Raw genomic sequence first — 16391 nt, forward strand, 5'->3', positions numbered from 1 at the left:
ATGGTCGAGTCGGTGAAGACCCTCGCCGCCCTCAGGCGGCATATCGCATCGCTGGAGGGCGTTCCAGCCTCGCAGCCTCATGCGCGGGTGGAAACCGGCCATGCGGCGATCGACCAAGCGCTGGATGGCGGGTTGGCGCGTGGCCGGGTGCATGAATTCTTCGCTGCGGTGGAGGAAGCGGCGGCGGGGGCAGGGCTGGCGCTGATCCTGGCGCGGCTGGCGGCGGTGGATGCGCCTCTGCTCTGGCTGCGGACGGTGGCGGCGGGGAGGGCAGGGGGCATGCCCTATGGTCCGGGACTGGCGGCGCTGGGAGTCGATCCCGAGCGGCTGGTGATCGGCGTGATGGCCGATGACGGGATGCTGTTGCGCGCGGCGGTGGATGCGCTGCGCTGTCCGGCCTTGGGCGGGCTGGTGGTCGAACTGCGTGGCTCCGCGCCCTTGCTCGACCTGACGGCCAGCCGGCGGTTGGCGCTGGCGGCGGAGGCATCGGGCGTGACGGCCTTCATGTTGCGGGTGGGCGGCGATCCGGCGCCGAGCGCGGCGGATACGCGCTGGCGCGTGGCGGCGGCCCCTTCGTTGCCCGTGCCGGGGAACGGGCCGGGCATGTGCGCCTTCGATCTCAGCTTGTTGCGGCGGCGGGCGGGGCGGGATGGGCTGGGCTGGCGGCTGGTCTGGGACAATGGCCGGGGCATGTTTGAAGAGAGTGGAGGTGGGCGCGATGAACGCCATGACCTTGGCCAGAGTGGCAGGGAACAGGATGGCAGGAGACAGAATGGCGGAGGACGCGATCGGCAAGCGCCGCTATCTGGCGCTGTGGTTTCCGTTTCTGCCGGTCGACCGGCTGCGGATCGCGCGGCCTGACCTCTGGGCAGCGCAGGGCGATGGGCCTGCGGTGATCATCGAGCAGGTGCGTGGCGCGATGCGGCTGGCGACGCTGGACGCCGATGCCCTGGCGCTGGGCCTGACGCCCGGCATGACGCTGGCCGACGCGCGTGCGCGGGAACCTGGCCTGCGCATGTTCGATGCCGATCCTCATGGCGATCAGGACTGGCTGGAGCGGCTGTGCGATGGTTGCGCCCGCTATACGCCGGTTGCGGCGCTCGATTCCCCCTTCGGCCTGATGCTCGACATTACGGGTTGCGCGCATCTCTGGGGCGGGGAGGACATGTTGGCGCGGGAGGCGGCGGAGCGGCTGGAGCGCCATGGCATGCGGGTGCGCCACGCCCTCGCCGGAACGGCGGAGGGCGCCCATGCGCTGTGCCGTTTTCCGGTCGGCGCTGCGGCGGATGAGGATGCGGCGCTGCGGCGTCTGCCGGTGGAGGCATTGCGGCTGGATGAGGAAAGCGCGGTGGCGCTGCGCCGGGCGGGGCTGCGTACCGTGGGCGATCTGGCGGCGCGACCGGCGGCGGTCCTGGCGTCGCGCTTCGGTGAGGAAGCGGTGGATGCGCTGCATGGCCTGCTTGGCTTGGGACGGCGGCCGCTTGCGCCCCGGCGGCCACGCCCGGCGATCCGGATCGAACGGCGCTTTGCCGAACCGATGGGCAGCACCGTCTTTGCCCTGCAAGTGCTGGAAGAGATGGCGATCGAGGCGGGGGAGCGGCTGGGTGAACGCGGCCAAGGCGGACGGCGGTTCGAAGCGCTGTTCTTCCGCAGCGATGGCCTCGCCTTTCCGCTGCGGGTCGAAACCAGCCTGCCGGTGCGCGACGCGCCCGCGATCATGCGGCTGGTGCAGGAGCGGATCGATGCGCTGTCCGATCCGCTCGATCCGGGTTTCGGCTTCGACATGCTGCGCCTCACCGTGCCGCAGGCCGAACCGATGGCGCCGACGCAATTGGCGTTGGAAGGGGGGGAGGCGCGTCGCGAAGAAAGCGTTGCGGCGTTGGTCGACCGGCTGTCGATCCGGGCGGGGCGGGCGCGCATCCAGCGGCTTCATCCAAGTGACAGCCATATTCCCGAACAGGCCCAGCTTGCCCTGCCCGCCATGGAAAGCCGCGCGCCCATGAACTGGCCGCAAAGCCAGGAGGCAGGCGACCCGCCCCTGCGCCCGCTGCATCTGTTCGACCCGCCCCAGCCGATCGATGTGGTGGCGGAAGTGCCCGATGGTCCGCCGCATCGCTTCCGTTGGCGGCGGGCTTTGCATGAAGTGACGCGCTATGAAGGCCCCGAACGCATCGCGCCCGAATGGTGGACGGCCAAGGACGGCGCGCTGGAGGGGGAAAGCGTCGGGCTGACGCGGGACTATTACCGGGTCGAGGATGCACGCGGGCGGCGCTACTGGATTTTCCGCCACGGGCTTTACGGGACCGAAGCGGTGCATCCGGGCTGGTATATCCATGGCCTGTTCGCATGAAACGGGGCAGCGGACCCGATCCGGCAAAACCCAAATCCATCGACCGGCGGGAGCGGGAGGCGCTGGAAGCCGTGCGGGAGAAGGCGCGGCGTAAACCACCGGGCCAATCCCCGCCGACAGAGGCTCCACCCTTTGCCGAATTGGTGGCCGCGACCAATTTCTCCTTCCTGCGCGGCGCGTCCCATGCGCAGGACATGGTGACGCGTGCTATCATGCTGGGCCTTCAGGGTCTGGGTATTGCCGATCGCAACACGGTCGCCGGCGTGGTCCGCGCCCATGTCGCACGCAAGCGCTGGCCCGAACGGATGCGCGAGGCGCTGCTGGAAGCGCGCAAGGAAGCAGGCCAGCCGCTGGAACTCAGCGATGAAGAGGAACGCGCCTGCCGGACCGATCTGCGGCTGATCGTCGGGGCGCGGCTGGTCTTTGCCGACGGCACGCCAGACATCGTCGCCTATCCCGCGACGCGGCGGGGCTGGGGCGAACTCACCAAATTGCTGACCGTCGGCAATCTCCGGTCGGTGAAGGGCGACTGCATCCTGCGCTATGAGGATCTGACCGCCTATCTCGACGATCTGCTGTTGATCGTGATGCCCTGTTCCACCGCCACCGAGCAGACCGCGCATCGCAAGCCGGTGGAATATGATTATGATGACCGGCCGCCGAAGGAGGCGATCAGGCAGGGCCATCTCAGCCTTGTGCCGCCGCCGCCTCCGGCCGATCTGGAGGGGCTTCTGGTCCGATTGTGGCGCCTGGCGCCGCGCCGGGTCTGGCTGGCGGCGGCATTGGGTCGGGATGGACGGGATACGCGGCGGCTGGCGCGGTTCAAGGCGTTTTCGGCGGCGGCGGGCGTGCCTTTGCTCGCGACCATGGACGCCCTCTATGCCAGTCCAGCGCAGCGCCCCTTGCAGGATGTGTTGAGCTGTATCCGCGAAGGTACCGGCATCGCCAAAGCGGGGCGGCTGTTGGAGGCGAATGCGGAAAGGCATGTCCATAGCCCTGCCGAAATCGCCCATCTGTTCCGCGATTGTCCGGAGGCGGTAGCGGAAAGCGGGCGTTTCTTAAGTCAGGTGCATTTCACGCTCGACCAACTTGCCTATGAATATCCCCATGAGCCGGTGCCGGAGGGCTGGACGGCGCAGCAATGGCTGGAGGAACTGACCTGGTCGGCCGCCCATGCTCGCCATGGCCCGCGCATTCCCCGGAAGGTGCGGGAATCGCTGGAGGAAGAATTCAAACTGATCGCCAAGCGCAACTATGCCTATTATTTCCTGACCGTTCACGACATCGTGGCCTTTGCCCGGACGAAGGGCATCCTCTGCCAGGGCCGGGGTTCGGCGGCGAACAGCATGGTCTGCTTCCTGCTGGGCGTGACCTCCGTCGATCCGCGCAAGCATGACCTGCTCTTTTCCCGCTTCGTATCCGAAGAGCGCAACGAGCCGCCCGATATCGACGTCGATTTCGAGCATGAGCGGCGCGAGGAGGTCATGCAATATATCTATGAGCGCTATGGCCGCCATCGCGCCGGGATCGCCGCGACCGTCATCCATTACCGTTCGCGCAGCGCCGTGCGGGAAGTGGCGAAGGTGCTGGGCCTCAGCGAGGATGTGTCGACGCGTCTGTCCAGCACGGTCTGGGGCAGCTATTCCGGCGACATGGGCGATGCGCGGATCCTGGAGGCGGGCTTTGCGCTCGACAATCCGCAGATCGTGCAGTTGAAGGCGATTGTCGACCAGTTGCTGTCTCAGCCTTTTCCACGTCACCTGTCGCAGCATGTGGGCGGCTTCGTGCTGACCCAGAACCGGCTCGACGAGACGGTTCCGCTGCATCACGCGGCGATGGAGGATCGCAGCTTCATCGAGTGGGACAAGGATGACATCGACGCCCTCGGCCTGATGAAGGTCGACGTGCTGGCGCTGGGGATGCTGAGCTGCATCCGCCGGGCCTTCGACCTGATGCGCGAACAGGGGCTGGGCGACCATCAACTGACGGTCGATATGGAGGCGGAGGACGATGCCGTCTACGACATGCTGTGCAAGGGCGACAGCATCGGCGTGTTCCAGGTGGAAAGCCGGGCGCAGATCAACATGTTGCCAAGGCTGAAGCCGCGCACCCTCTATGACCTCACCATCCAGGTGGCGATCGTCCGTCCGGGGCCGATCGAGGGCGATATGGTCCATCCCTATCTCCGCCGGCGCTGCGGAGAGGAAAAGGTGACTTATCCCTCTCCCGCGCCGGACCATGGGCCGAAGGACGAGCTGGAGAAAATCCTCGACAAGACCAAGGGCGTGCCGTTGTTCCAGGAGCAGGCGATGCGGCTGGCGATCGTGGCGGCCAACTTCAGCGACGTGGACGCCAACCGGCTCCGCCGCGCCATGGCGACATTCCGCAATGTCGGCACCATCCATCATTTTCGCGAGAAGATGATCAACGGCATGGTCGAGCGCGGTTATGAGGCGGAGTTCGCCCAGCGCTGCTTCAAGCAGATCGAGGGGTTCGGCAGTTACGGTTTTCCCGAAAGCCATGCCCTGTCCTTCGCGCGGCTGGTCTATGTCTCGGCCTGGATCAAATGCCATCAACCCGCCGTGTTCGCCTGCGCGCTGCTCAATTCGCAGCCCATGGGCTTCTATGCCCCGGCGCAGATCGTGCGGGATGCGCGGGAGCATGGCGTCACCGTGCATGATGTCGATGTGAACATGAGCGGCTGGGACAATGCGCTCGAACCGTTGCTGCGATCGCGGCACGGCAAGCGGGGCGAGGGGCAGGGGCGGGCCTTGGCGCTGCGGCTGGGTTTACGGCAGGTGGATGGTTTTCGCGAGGATTGGGCGAAGCAACTGGTCGCGGCGCGGGCGGACGGGCTGTTTGCCACTATGGAGGATCTGGCGCGGCGGGCGGGATTGCCGGCGCGGGCCTTGCGGTTGCTGGCGGACGCCGACGCCTGCCGGTCGCTGGGGCAGGACCGGCGGGCTGCCCTCTGGGAAGCGCGGCGGACGCCTTCGGATGAATTGCCCCTGTTCGCCGCCGCCAAGGCGCGGGAACTGGGCGAGGAGCCGGATGCGATGCTGCCCGCCATGGCTTTGTCCGAGCATGTCGAGGCCGATTATCTGGTGACGCGCCTGTCGCTCAAGGGGCATCCGATGCAATTCCTGCGCCCGGTCTTCGCGGCGGAGGGCGTGCTGAGCTGCGCGCAGACATCGGCGGCGAAAAACGGGACGCTGGTGAAGACGGCCGGCGTGGTGCTGGTGCGACAGCGGCCGGGCAAGGGCAATGCGGTCTTCATCACCATCGAGGATGAGACGGGCATCACCAACATCCTGCTCTGGGCGCGATTGTTCGAAATGCAGCGGCGGCCGGTCATGGCGTCGCGGCTGATGCTGGTCGAAGGGGAAGTGCAGCGCAGCAAGGAGGGAGTCGTCCACCTGATGGCTGCCCGAGTGCATGACCGGACAGCGGAGTTGGCGCGGCTTTCGCAAATAGGTGCGGAGGAGTCTTCCCGCATGCGTCATGCGCGGGCCTCAGGGCATCCGCGCAATGTGCGGATATTGCCGCAATCGCGGGATTTTCATTGAGGATGGAATGGTCATTAGCTGCCATTGAGCGCATCCGTGTTCCTGCGAAGGCAGGAACCCAGTTCCGCCGCTTGTGGATCATCGCACCATAAGAACTGGGCTCCTGCCTTCGCAGGAGCACGATGCGCTTCAAGGAAAGAGCGCGAAGCAGACCGTCCACTCTCCACCCGAACCGGCAAGCCGCGCTACAGCCACCCCTTCGCCCGATAGGCTTCGACCGTCGCCTTCAACCCATCCTCGGTCGTCACTTTGGGCACCCACAGCTTCTTGGGCGGTTGCTTGCGCTTTGCCACAACCCAGTCGGGATGGCAGAAATAGCGCACCCGATCGAGCGTCAGCTTGGCATTCCTGCCCCGCACCATCCGGTCCAGCCGCGCACCCATGCCCAGCATCCATTCCGGCGTGGCAAAGGTCCGCACCGACCGCCCAACCGCATGTGCGATCGCTTGCGCGAACTCCATATGGTCCCAGCCGCCCGGCGTGCCGTCATCGACTTCATAGACATGGGTCAGGCTCTTCATATCCTTCTCGACCGCCAGCGTCAGGAATAGTCGCGCCAGATCGCTCACCTCGATCACCGACAGCCGCCCACCCGGAGGCATCAGCATGATCCCGCGCCTGGCCATGCGGAACAGTTCCAGCATCTCCCGGTCGCCCGGTCCGTAGATGGCGGGCGGGCGTATAATGGTCCAATCGAGCCCACTCGCCTTCACATGCCGTTCGGCCAGTTCCTTCGACCAGCCATAGTCGGACAGCCCCGGCTCCCGCGCCGAGAGCGAGGAGACATGGATCAGCCGCTTGACCCCGCGCTGACGCATGGCGTCGACCACCGCCATGGTGCCGCGCGCATTGCCGATCTCGAACCCCTCGCGATCCGGCGCGTTCACTACGCCCGCGATATGGATCACCACATCGGCGTCGCGCACCAGCGTGTTGAGCGCCGCCCGATCCTCCAGCGCGCCCGGCACCCATTTCAGATGGGCGCGGGGCGGCTGCGCCCGGCGGGTTATGGCGGAGACATGATGTCCCGCCGCCAAGGCCTGATTCAGCGTTTCGGCGCCGACGAAACCCGTCGCGCCCGTCATCGCAATGCGTAGGGCCATGGATCAGACCATCGCCATATGATCGCGATGGACCAGCACGGAGCGGGGGAGATGCCCCAGCAAAGCGGCGATGTCCTCGCTGCGCTTGCCCGCGATGCGCGCCGCTTCATCGCTGTCATATTCGATCAGGCCGCGGGCGATCACCCGTCCGTCCTCGGCCAATATGTCGACCACGTCGCCGCGGGCGAAAATCCCCTCGATCCGCGCCACGCCAGCGGGCAGCAGGCTGTTGCCGCGCCCTAGCGCCGCCTCGGCCCCGGCATCAACCACGATCCGTCCCCGCACCGTTAGGCGTCCGGCCAGCCAGCCCTTGCGCGCGCCCTTCGCCTGCGCGGCGAGGAAGATCGAGCCTTTGCCGCCATTGCTCCAATGCGACAGCGGCGAATCCACCTTGCCGGAGATGATCGCCAGATGCGCGCCAGCCCCCGTGGCGATGCGCGCCGCCTCGATCTTGGAGGTCATGCCTCCTGATCCCATGCCCGAGGCGGAGCCGCTGTCCGCCATCCCGGCAATGCGCGCATCGATGCGCTCGATTGTCTCTATCAGCATGGCGTTCGCATCGACATGCGGGTTGGCGGTGTAAAGCCCGTCGACGTCCGACAGCAGCACAACTGCGTCAGCCCGTGCCGCCTGTCCGATACGCGCCGCCAGCCGGTCATTGTCGCCAAAGCGGATCTCCGCCGTGGCGACACTGTCATTCTCATTCACCACCGGCACGACGTCCAGCGCCATCAGCCTCTCCAACGTGGCGGAGGCGTTAAGATAGCGGCGGCGATTCTCCAGATCGTCCAGCGTCACCAGCATCTGTGCGGCTGTGATGCCGTTCTCGTGCAGCAGGCTCGCCCAGCATTGCGACAGCGCAATTTGCCCCGTCGCTGCTGCCGCCTGGGCATCCTCCAGGGAACCACGCCCGCCCTTGGGCAGCTTCAACCGCCGCGCGCCCAGCGCAATGGCGCCGGAGGAGACGATGATGATCTGCTGCCCCGCAGCCTTGCGCGCCGCGACATCCGCGACCAGCGTGCGCAGCCAGGCTTCGCGCACTTGTCCCTGCGGATCGACCAGCAGCGCGGACCCGATCTTGATGACCAGACGGCGGATTTGAGACGGCGGAAAGCCGGAGAGGGAATGGGTCATCTATATCTTCCTCCCCTCCCTTGCAGGGAGGGGGCGGGCGAGGGTAGCGATCGAAGCGAGCCTGATTTGCCGGTCAGATCGGAGACCACGGCGCCTCGCCTTCCTCACCGGCCTCATCCTCCTCTTCATCGTCGCTGGGCTGGTCCAGCAGCGGCAGCACCGCGTCCAGCAGAGCCGGTACGCCTTCGCCGGTCGCGCCGGAGATGATGAATACATCCTCCACGTCAGCCTCGTCCCGAAGCTGTTCGGCAATGTCCTCCATCAATTCCTGCCCCAGCAGATCGCCCTTGTTGAGCGCCACGATCTGCGGCTTTTCGTCCAGCCCGCCGCCATAAGCAGCCAGTTCATCCTGCACGATGCGGAACTGTTCGACCGGATCGTCGCCGGTCGCATCGATCAGGTGCAGCAGCACCCGGCACCGCTCGACATGCCCCAGGAAGCGGTCGCCAATGCCCGCGCCTTCGGCGGCGCCTTCGATCAGCCCCGGAATATCCGCCAGTACGAACTCCCGGTCGCGATGCAGCACGACGCCGAGCTGCGGCTTGGTGGTGGTGAACGCATAGGCTCCCACCTTCGCCTTGGTGTTGGTGACCTGGTTGATGAAGGTCGACTTGCCCGCATTGGGCATGCCGACCAGGCCCACGTCGGCCAGCAGCTTCAAGCGCAGCCACACCCACATTTCCTGCCCCGGCCAGCCCGTCCCATGCTGGCGCGGGGCGCGGTTGGTGCTGGTCTTGTAGGACAGGTTGCCGCGCCCGCCATCGCCGCCGCGCAGGAATATGATGCGTTGCCCGACCTCGGTGAAGTCGGCCAACACTTCCTGATCCTCATATTCAGGATAGCCGTCTTCATCCTCCGTGCCCTCTATGGGCGTGGGATCGGACAGGATTTGCGTCCCCACCGGCACCTTGATGACGAGATCGTTGCCGCCCGCGCCATAGCGATTCTTGCCCGCGCCGGGCAGGCCGCGCTGTGCCTTGAAATGCTGGGTGTAGCGGAAGTCGATCAGGGTGTTCAGCCCCGCCACCGCCTCGAAGATGATGTCGCCACCCTTGCCGCCATTGCCGCCGTCCGGGCCGCCATATTCGACATATTTTTCACGCCGGAAACTGACCGCGCCGGGACCGCCCCAGCCGGATTTGATGTAAATCTTCGCTTGATCAAGAAAATGCATGGCGCGCCCATAGCGGTTTATGCGGCGAAATTAAACCACGCGCTCAGTAAAAGCGGTCGCTTCTTCCGTCAGCGCCAAAACCAGCCGCCGCGTGACGATTTCGCGGTGCCGATCCCAGCCGTCATCGGTTCGTCCAGCGCCGAATCGCCTGGCGCCGCCAGCGGGTGCCCTTTGAGGGGGACGGAGGAAGCAGCGCCCGTCGCTTCCCCCGGTGTTGCAGGATCAGGCGGCCAATGCGGGCACCGAATCCCCGTAAAGGTCCATTGACGAATCCGCCGCCATGCGCGCGGCCTCACCTTCCTCGAAAATCAGGCAGTCCGCCGCGGCGCCCCGGCCCAGGCTGAAGCGCGTTTCGATCCGTCCGGTATAGCGGAAGCCGATCTTGCGCAGGACGTTGCCCGATGCCGGGTTGTCCGTGAAATGGGCTGCACGGACATCGCGGATTCCCGACGCCCGCGCCATGTGCATGACAGCGCGCGCGGCCTCCGTGGCAAAACCCAGGCCCCAATAAGGGCGGGCGATCCAATAGCCCAGTTCCGCCGTACCATCCTCCTCCAGATGGATGCCGCAGCCGCCCACCAGACGCGGCGCGCCGTTGGTGCGGGTGAAGGCCAGCAGGCGCGGCAGGCGCGGATCCTGCGGCGCGGCAAGGAAAGCCTCGGCATCAGCCTGCGCATAGGGGACGGGCGCACGCGTCAGGTTGCGCAGGATCGAAGGATCACCGATCGCTTCGGCCAGGGCGGGCGCATCTTCCATCCAGCCGGGCCGCAGCAACAGGCGAGGGGTACGGGCGAACATTCAAACGTCTCCTGATTTCTGGCGCGCCTCTGGCCGCAAAAAGTTACGGCTTGACGACGCTTTGTCTCTGGCTGGGCCCGCCGCCTCGACGCGCGAGGGGGAGGGGGAGTTCCAGAGGCTTGAGGGAAAATGAGGGGAGACGCCGACAAATGGAAAAAGGGGCGCTCCCGGACGGGGCGCCCCTTGTTTCCCTCGAACGCTGACGGTGGACTAAAAGCCGTTCCGCCAGGAGGATCGCCCCGATTGCGAGGGACGATCCGTCATCGATCGTCCGTTATTCGGCTGCTTCGGCCATAGCGTCGACCGACACATATTTGCGGCCGAGCTTGCCGGTGTGGAATACCACGCGGCCTTCACCGAGCGCGAACAGCGTATGGTCCTTGCCCATGCCGACATTGCGGCCCGGGTATACGCGGGTGCCGCGCTGGCGAATGATGATGTTGCCGCCGATCACTTCCTGACCGCCGAACTTCTTCACGCCAAGGCGCTTCGATTCTGAATCGCGACCGTTGCGCGATGAACCGCCAGCTTTCTTATGTGCCATGACTCAAACTCCTCGTGACTTAGCTGCGGCTCAGGCGATCGACACGATCTTGAGGATCGTGTGATTCTGGCGATGGCCGTTCTTGCGGCGGTAGTTGTGACGACGACGCTTCTTGAAGACGATGACCTTCTCGCCCTTCGCCTGCGCTATGATTTCAGCGGCGACTGTCAGCTTGGCTGCGTCCTTCACGTCGCTGCCTTCACCGGCGAACAGGATGTCATCCAGGGTCACCTTGTCGCCAGCCTCACCGGCCAGCTTTTCGACGACGATCTTGTCTCCGGCGGCGACGCGATATTGCTTGCCGCCCGTGCGCACGATTGCGAACATGGCTCTTCTCTTCTCGTTCAAATCTGCTTTACGCAGATCGTCGAGGACATGAAGCCCTTACCGACCCGCGCGGGAATGTGGCCCGCTACTGGAATGACTCGCTTCTGTCAACCGGCAAGAGCATTTTCAGATTAGCGGCAAAGCCGTCATTCGGTTCGAAAATGCGACCATCATCCGACCGGCTTTCAGGGCTGGTTTTTCGGCCCATCCGTTCCTATCTTGCATCGCGGAAGGGATATTATCACGCATGACGCCGACGCCATACAGGAATGAAGCCGGGCCGGGCGGCCTGCTCTTCATCCTGTCTCTGTGGCTGTCGCTCGGCGTGGCGCTGTTGAGCGCCCTGGCGCCCCTGGGGCCGCCGTCCAGTAGGATCACCGGCTCCGCCTTCAACCCGGCGACCACCAGCGTCGTGCTGAAGGCCCGCGCTGATGCGAATCCCATCGCGCTCCGGGTGACCGAGCCGGATGGCGATGGGCGGGCACCGGCATTGGCGTCCGCCGCGATCTGGTTTCTGCCTGTTGCGGCGTTGCCGCCGGGCGCCGCGCTTCTCCTGCCTGCTCGTCGCCTTTCTCCTTCTTTCCCGTCCCCAAAGCCCTTCCACCTGCTTTCCCGCCAGCGCGCCCGCGCGCCGCCTGCCTTTTCCTGACGCATCGCTCTCAGGGCGGACCCTTTGGGAACCGCCGTCAGGGAAAAGGAGCTTCTTCATGACCCGCAGAAGATCGCGAAGTGGCGACCACGATTCGTCTCGCCGCCGCCCGCCCCGGTGGTTCATGCCTGCCGTCCTGGCGGGACTGGGCGCGGCCGGCGCGCTGCTGTCGGCGGCCATGCTGGCTGTCGCTGAATGAAAATAGGATAAGCTGCCGGTGGTGGGACGCACGAACTCAGTGCACTCCGCCGGCGGCGCCAGGGAAAACATACTCTATGCCCCATCACACGCCCCTGATCGGAACGATCGTAGCGGGCCTTGTCGTTGCCTTCATCATGGGCGCCATCGCCCATCGCCTGAAATTATCGCCGCTGGTCGGCTATCTGGTCGCCGGTATCATCGTCGGTCCCTTCACCCCCGGATTCGTCGCCAATGCGGGGCTGGCCAATGAACTGGCGGAAATCGGCGTGATCCTGCTGATGTTCGGCGTCGGCCTGCATTTCTCCCTGCGCGACCTGCTGTCGGTCAAGAATATCGCGGTGCCCGGCGCCATCGGGCAGATCGCCGTGGCGACACTGATGGGCATGGGGCTTGCCCATTATATGGGCTGGCCGCTGATGGGCGGGCTGGTCTTCGGCCTCTCGCTTTCGGTGGCGAGTACGGTCGTCCTGCTGCGCGCGTTGCAAGGGGCGGATCTGGTCGAAACCTACCGGGGGCGTATCGCGGTGGGCTGGCTGATCGTGGAGGATCTGGTGATGGTCCTGGCGCTGGTGTTGCTTCCCGCGCTGGCCGGGATCATGAACAATGCCGACGCGGGCGGTGGAGCAGGAGCCTTGCTCGCGCCGCTGCTCATTACTTTTCTCAAGGTTGCGGGCTTCGTCGCGTTGATGCTGGTCGTCGGCCGCCGCGTCATTCCCTGGGCGCTGCACTGGGTCGTCCATAGCGGCTCGCGTGAGCTGTTCCGCCTCGCCGTCCTTGCCATCGCCCTCGGCGTCGCTTTCGGCGCGGCGGTCGCCTTCGACGTGTCCTTCGCGCTGGGCGCCTTCTTCGCTGGCATGATCCTGGGCGAAACGCCGCTCAGCCGCCGGGCGACGGAGGAAACGCTCCCCTTGCGGGATGCCTTTGCGGTGCTCTTCTTCGTCTCGGTCGGCATGTTGTTCAATCCGGCAGTGCTGATCGAACAGCCGTTGCCGCTGTTCGCCACCGTGGCGATCATCATCGTCGGCAAGTCCATCGCCGCCTTCGCCATCGTTCGCGCCTTCGGTCATCCCGGCGACACGGCGCTGACCATCGCGGCGAGCCTGGCGCAGATCGGGGAATTTTCCTTCATCCTTGCCTCATTGGGCACGGGATTGGGGGTGCTGCCCGCCGAGGCGCGCGACCTGATCCTCGCGGGCGCGATCGTATCGATCTTCCTCAACCCGCTGATCTTTTCGGTTATCGTGCGCAGCCACAAGGCGGAGGATGAAGAGGAAGCGAAGCCGGAAAAGGCGCCGGAAAAACCGCGCGCCGGCCATGTCATCCTGGTCGGCTATGGTCGCGTCGGCAAGCTGATCGCTACCCGGCTGGCCGAGCGGCAAGCCCCCTTCGTGGTGTTGGAGGGCGATGCCGACCGCGCCGACGAAGCGGAGGAGGCCGGCCTGTCAGTGGTGCGTGGCAACGCGCTGGAGGACCGCTACCTCGCCGCGGCGGGCATTTGCGAAGCCCGCCGCCTGCTGATCGCGGTGCCGGAGGGTTTTGAAGGCGGTGCGATCCACCAACATGCGCGCCGCCTGAACCCGAACCTCCAAGTCATCGCCCGAGCGCATTCGGACGCGGAAGTCGCGCATCTGGAAGGGCTGGGCGTCCCCCATGTCGTCATGGGCGAGCGCGAACTGGCCGCCAAGATGCTGACGCTCTGCGGCGCGGGCTGACCCTGCAAACAGGAAGGGCTGCTCCATCGAGGAGCGGCCCTTTTACATTGGAGCATCGTGCGCAAAAACGATGCGATCACAAAACTTAGTGCGCGCGTCCTGCGTCGGATTTAACGCAGCGCGCTTTAGCGAGGCTTGCGAGGCCCAGCGCGCTTGGGGCCGCCCTTGAAGGGCCGCGGGCTATGTGCGGGTGGGCGCGGGCCGCGCTCGCTATTGGGCCGACCCTTGCCATGCGGTCCTTCGCGCCGATTCTCCCGCGCCATTTCGCGTGGCTTGCCCTCGATTTGCTCGATGGCAACTTCGGCGCCTTCGTCATTGGCCTGGCCGGTGCGCTGCACCGCGCCGACGAACTTCGAAGCGATGGCGGAGGGAATTTCGAACATCGTCTCATTGGCGGCAATGCGGATCGCGCCGATATCGCCCCGGCTGACATGCCCGCGACGGCAGATCAGCGGCAATATCCAGCGCGGATCGGCATTCTGGTTGCGACCGATGTCCATGCGGAACCAGATGGTGTCCTCAAAGCCCGGACGCGGTCCGTCACGCCGCGCAGGCGCTTCGCTGGCATCCAGCAGCTCCTCGGGGGCGGGCAGGGCGGCACGGGCGCTGCGCACCAGCATCGCCGCGATTTCCTTGGCGGACTTTTCGGCTAGCAGCTCGGCGCCCAGCGCCCAGTCCTGCTCGTCCAGCTCGGCCTTCTCCATCAGGCTGGCGCGCAGCCGCGCATTGTCCTGCTCCTGGATCGCTTCCTTGCTCGGCGGGGTGCCCCATTCGACCGGAATCTTCGCGCCACGCAGCATGGATTCGACCCGGCGGCGGCGCGGATAGGGCACGATCAGCACGGCTGTCCCCTTCTTCCCCGCGCGCCCGGTGCGGCCCGAACGGTGTTGCATCGTCTCCGCATCACGCGGCAGTTCGACATGCACGACGAGGCTGAGGTTGGGGAGGTCGATGCCGCGTGCGGCCACGTCGGTCGCCACGCAGACCCGCGCCCGGCGGTCGCGCAGGGCTTGCAGCGCATGGTTGCGCTCATTCTGGCTATGCTCGCCCGACAGCGCTACCGCCGCGAAACCGCGCTCGGTTAGGCTGGCGTGCAGGTGCCGCACATTGTCGCGCGTCGCGCAGAACAGGATCGCCGTCTCCGCCTCATGATAGCGCAGCAGGTTGACCACCGCATTCTCGATATCGGCGGGGGCAACCGTCACCGCCTGATAGCTGATGTCGCCATGGCCGCGCTCGTCGCTGACGGTGGAAATGCGCAGTGCATCCTTCTGGTAGCGCTTGGCAAGCGCCACGATCGGCTTGGGCATGGTGGCCGAGAACAGCAGCGTGCGCCGCTCGTCGGGTGTGCCGTCGAGAATCTCCTCCAGATCCTCGCGGAAGCCCATGTCGAGCATTTCGTCGGCTTCATCGAGGATCACGGTCTTGAGGCCCGAAAGATCGAGCGCGCCACGTTCCAGATGGTCGCGCAGACGGCCGGGCGTGCCGACGACGATATGCGCGCCATGGCTCAGCGCCCGGCGTTCCTTGGCGGCGTCCATGCCGCCTACACAAGTGGCAATGCGGGCACGCGCCTCGCCATAGAGCCATTCCAGCTCGCGGCTCACCTGCAACGCCAGTTCGCGCGTCGGCGCGATGGCGAGCGCCAGCGGCTTGCCCGCGACGGGGAGGCGGCTCTGCTCGCCCAGCAATTCGCCCGCCATGGCAAGGCCGAAAGCGACCGTCTTGCCCGATCCGGTCTGCGCCGACACGATCAGGTCGCGCCCTTCGGCTTCGGGCTGGGTGACCTGTGCCTGCACCGGGGTCAGATTTTCATAGCCTTTCCGCGTCAGCGCGTCGGAGAGGAGAGGGGGGAGGTGTTCGAAAGACATTCTATTTTCCATCGGTAAAAGGCGACCCGCCATTCCCGACGGATACTGGATGACCTGATGTGCTCCGGCTGCTGCGGGAGCCGGGGTGCAAGGTCACACACCCCGAAGTTCACACCGTTCCTGGGCGAGTGCCCGGCGGTGTTTGAAATGCCGTGCTCCTGCGCAGGAGCACTTTGTGGTTCAGGCTATGTAGCACAAAAGAAGAAAGCCTCCTTCCCCGCATGGAGGAAGGAGGCTCCCCTATCAGTTTAATCCGTCAGATCAGACCGAAGCGACTTCCGCCACGTCGACCTTCACGCCCGGACCCATCGAGGACGACAGGGCGATCTTGCGAACATATTTGCCCTTCGAACCCGACGGCTTCGCCTTGACGATCGCGTCGACGAACGCGTCGAAATTCTTGCGCAGATCGGCGGCCGAGAAGCTCGCCTTGCCGAGGCCGGCGTGGATGATGCCGGCCTTTTCGACGCGGAATTCGATCTGACCGCCCTTGGCGGCCTTCACGGCTTCAGCGACGTTCGGCGTCACGGTGCCCAGCTTCGGGTTCGGCATCAGACCCTTGGGACCCAGAACCTTACCGAGGCGGCCGACCAGACCCATCATGTCGGGGGTCGCGATCACGCGCTGGAAGTCGATGTTGCCGGCCTGGATCGATTCCAGCAGGTCTTCGGCGCCCACAATGTCGGCGCCAGCGGCGGTCGCGGCTTCAGCCTTGTCGCCACGGGCGAACACGGCGACGCGGACGTCCTTGCCGGTGCCGGCGGGCAGGGTGACGACGCCACGGACCATCTGGTCGGCGTGACGCGGATCGACGCCCAGGTTGATCGCGATTTCGACGCTTTCGTCGAACTTGGCGGTCGCGTGGGTCTTGATCAGACCCAGCGCCTCGTCGACGCCGTGCAGCTTTTCCTTGTCAACGGCGGTGGCCAGAACCTTGGCCTTCTTCGTCAGCTTTGCCATGG

General features: G+C 65.8%; 14 protein-coding genes. 6 read left to right on the forward strand and 8 right to left on the reverse strand.

Annotated elements, in window-relative coordinates; genetic code table 11:
- The 3 genes from VVT58_RS01195 to VVT58_RS01205 are packed head-to-tail and all read left to right on the forward strand — an operon-like array spanning position 1 to position 5916.
- Positions 1 to 861 (forward strand): hypothetical protein, encoded by an 861-nt coding sequence (locus tag VVT58_RS01195; protein WP_327751916.1) that lies wholly within the window; start codon positions 1 to 3, stop codon positions 859 to 861.
- Positions 758 to 2350: a DNA polymerase Y family protein gene (locus VVT58_RS01200; RefSeq protein WP_327751915.1), complete on the forward strand. Its 1593-nt coding sequence runs from the start codon at positions 758 to 760 to the stop codon at positions 2348 to 2350. Before VVT58_RS01195 ends, VVT58_RS01200 begins: the two co-directional genes overlap by 104 nt.
- Entirely contained in the window at positions 2347 to 5916 is a 3570-nt protein-coding gene (locus tag VVT58_RS01205) for an error-prone DNA polymerase (RefSeq protein WP_327751913.1), read from the forward strand. Before VVT58_RS01200 ends, VVT58_RS01205 begins: the two co-directional genes overlap by 4 nt.
- A gap of 185 nt (positions 5917 to 6101) precedes the next feature.
- On the opposite strand, the gene VVT58_RS01210 is transcribed toward VVT58_RS01205, so the two are convergent.
- The 6 genes from VVT58_RS01210 to rplU form a co-directional block, all read right to left on the reverse strand.
- On the reverse strand, positions 6102 to 7019 hold the full coding sequence (locus VVT58_RS01210) for an NAD(P)-dependent oxidoreductase (RefSeq protein WP_327751912.1): 918 nt from the start codon (positions 7017 to 7019) through the stop codon (positions 6102 to 6104).
- Positions 7020 to 7022: 3 nt separating this feature from the next.
- The gene (gene proB, locus VVT58_RS01215; RefSeq protein ID WP_327751911.1) at positions 7023 to 8153 is read right to left on the reverse strand and encodes a glutamate 5-kinase; all 1131 of its coding nucleotides are present in this window, start codon (positions 8151 to 8153) and stop codon (positions 7023 to 7025) included.
- A gap of 73 nt (positions 8154 to 8226) precedes the next feature.
- Entirely contained in the window at positions 8227 to 9327 is a 1101-nt protein-coding gene (gene obgE / locus VVT58_RS01220) for a GTPase ObgE (RefSeq protein WP_327751910.1), read from the reverse strand.
- Positions 9328 to 9549: 222 nt separating this feature from the next.
- The gene (locus VVT58_RS01225) at positions 9550 to 10125 is read right to left on the reverse strand and encodes a GNAT family N-acetyltransferase (protein WP_327751909.1); all 576 of its coding nucleotides are present in this window, start codon (positions 10123 to 10125) and stop codon (positions 9550 to 9552) included.
- Positions 10126 to 10399: 274 nt separating this feature from the next.
- Positions 10400 to 10669: a 50S ribosomal protein L27 gene (rpmA, locus tag VVT58_RS01230; RefSeq protein ID WP_007683600.1), complete on the reverse strand. Its 270-nt coding sequence runs from the start codon at positions 10667 to 10669 to the stop codon at positions 10400 to 10402.
- 30 nt (positions 10670 to 10699) lie between these two features.
- Positions 10700 to 10996 (reverse strand): 50S ribosomal protein L21, encoded by a 297-nt coding sequence (gene rplU, locus VVT58_RS01235; protein WP_066559284.1) that lies wholly within the window; start codon positions 10994 to 10996, stop codon positions 10700 to 10702.
- Between the two features lie 247 nt (positions 10997 to 11243).
- Between rplU and VVT58_RS01240 the strand changes: the two genes are divergently transcribed.
- The 3 genes from VVT58_RS01240 (at position 11244) to ybaL (ending at position 13558) form a co-directional block, all read left to right on the forward strand.
- Positions 11244 to 11645, forward strand: a complete 402-nt coding sequence (locus VVT58_RS01240; protein ID WP_327751908.1) for a hypothetical protein — start codon at positions 11244 to 11246, stop codon at positions 11643 to 11645.
- A 58-nt stretch (positions 11646 to 11703) separates the two neighbouring features.
- A complete protein-coding gene (locus tag VVT58_RS01245) occupies positions 11704 to 11844 on the forward strand; it encodes a hypothetical protein (protein WP_327751907.1) in 141 nt (46 codons plus the stop codon).
- 76 nt (positions 11845 to 11920) lie between these two features.
- Positions 11921 to 13558, forward strand: a complete 1638-nt coding sequence (gene ybaL / locus VVT58_RS01250) for a YbaL family putative K(+) efflux transporter (protein ID WP_327751906.1) — start codon at positions 11921 to 11923, stop codon at positions 13556 to 13558.
- Positions 13559 to 13683: 125 nt separating this feature from the next.
- On the opposite strand, the gene VVT58_RS01255 is transcribed toward ybaL, so the two are convergent.
- Together VVT58_RS01255 and rplA are read right to left on the reverse strand one after the other, a co-directional pair.
- Entirely contained in the window at positions 13684 to 15429 is a 1746-nt protein-coding gene (locus VVT58_RS01255; RefSeq protein WP_327751905.1) for a DEAD/DEAH box helicase, read from the reverse strand.
- A gap of 261 nt (positions 15430 to 15690) precedes the next feature.
- Entirely contained in the window at positions 15691 to 16389 is a 699-nt protein-coding gene (gene rplA, locus VVT58_RS01260; protein WP_066559275.1) for a 50S ribosomal protein L1, read from the reverse strand.
- Positions 16390 to 16391 lie beyond the last annotated feature (2 nt).

The organism is Sphingobium sp. SJ10-10, assembly GCF_036038995.2.
GTDB lineage: Bacteria > Pseudomonadota > Alphaproteobacteria > Sphingomonadales > Sphingomonadaceae > Sphingobium.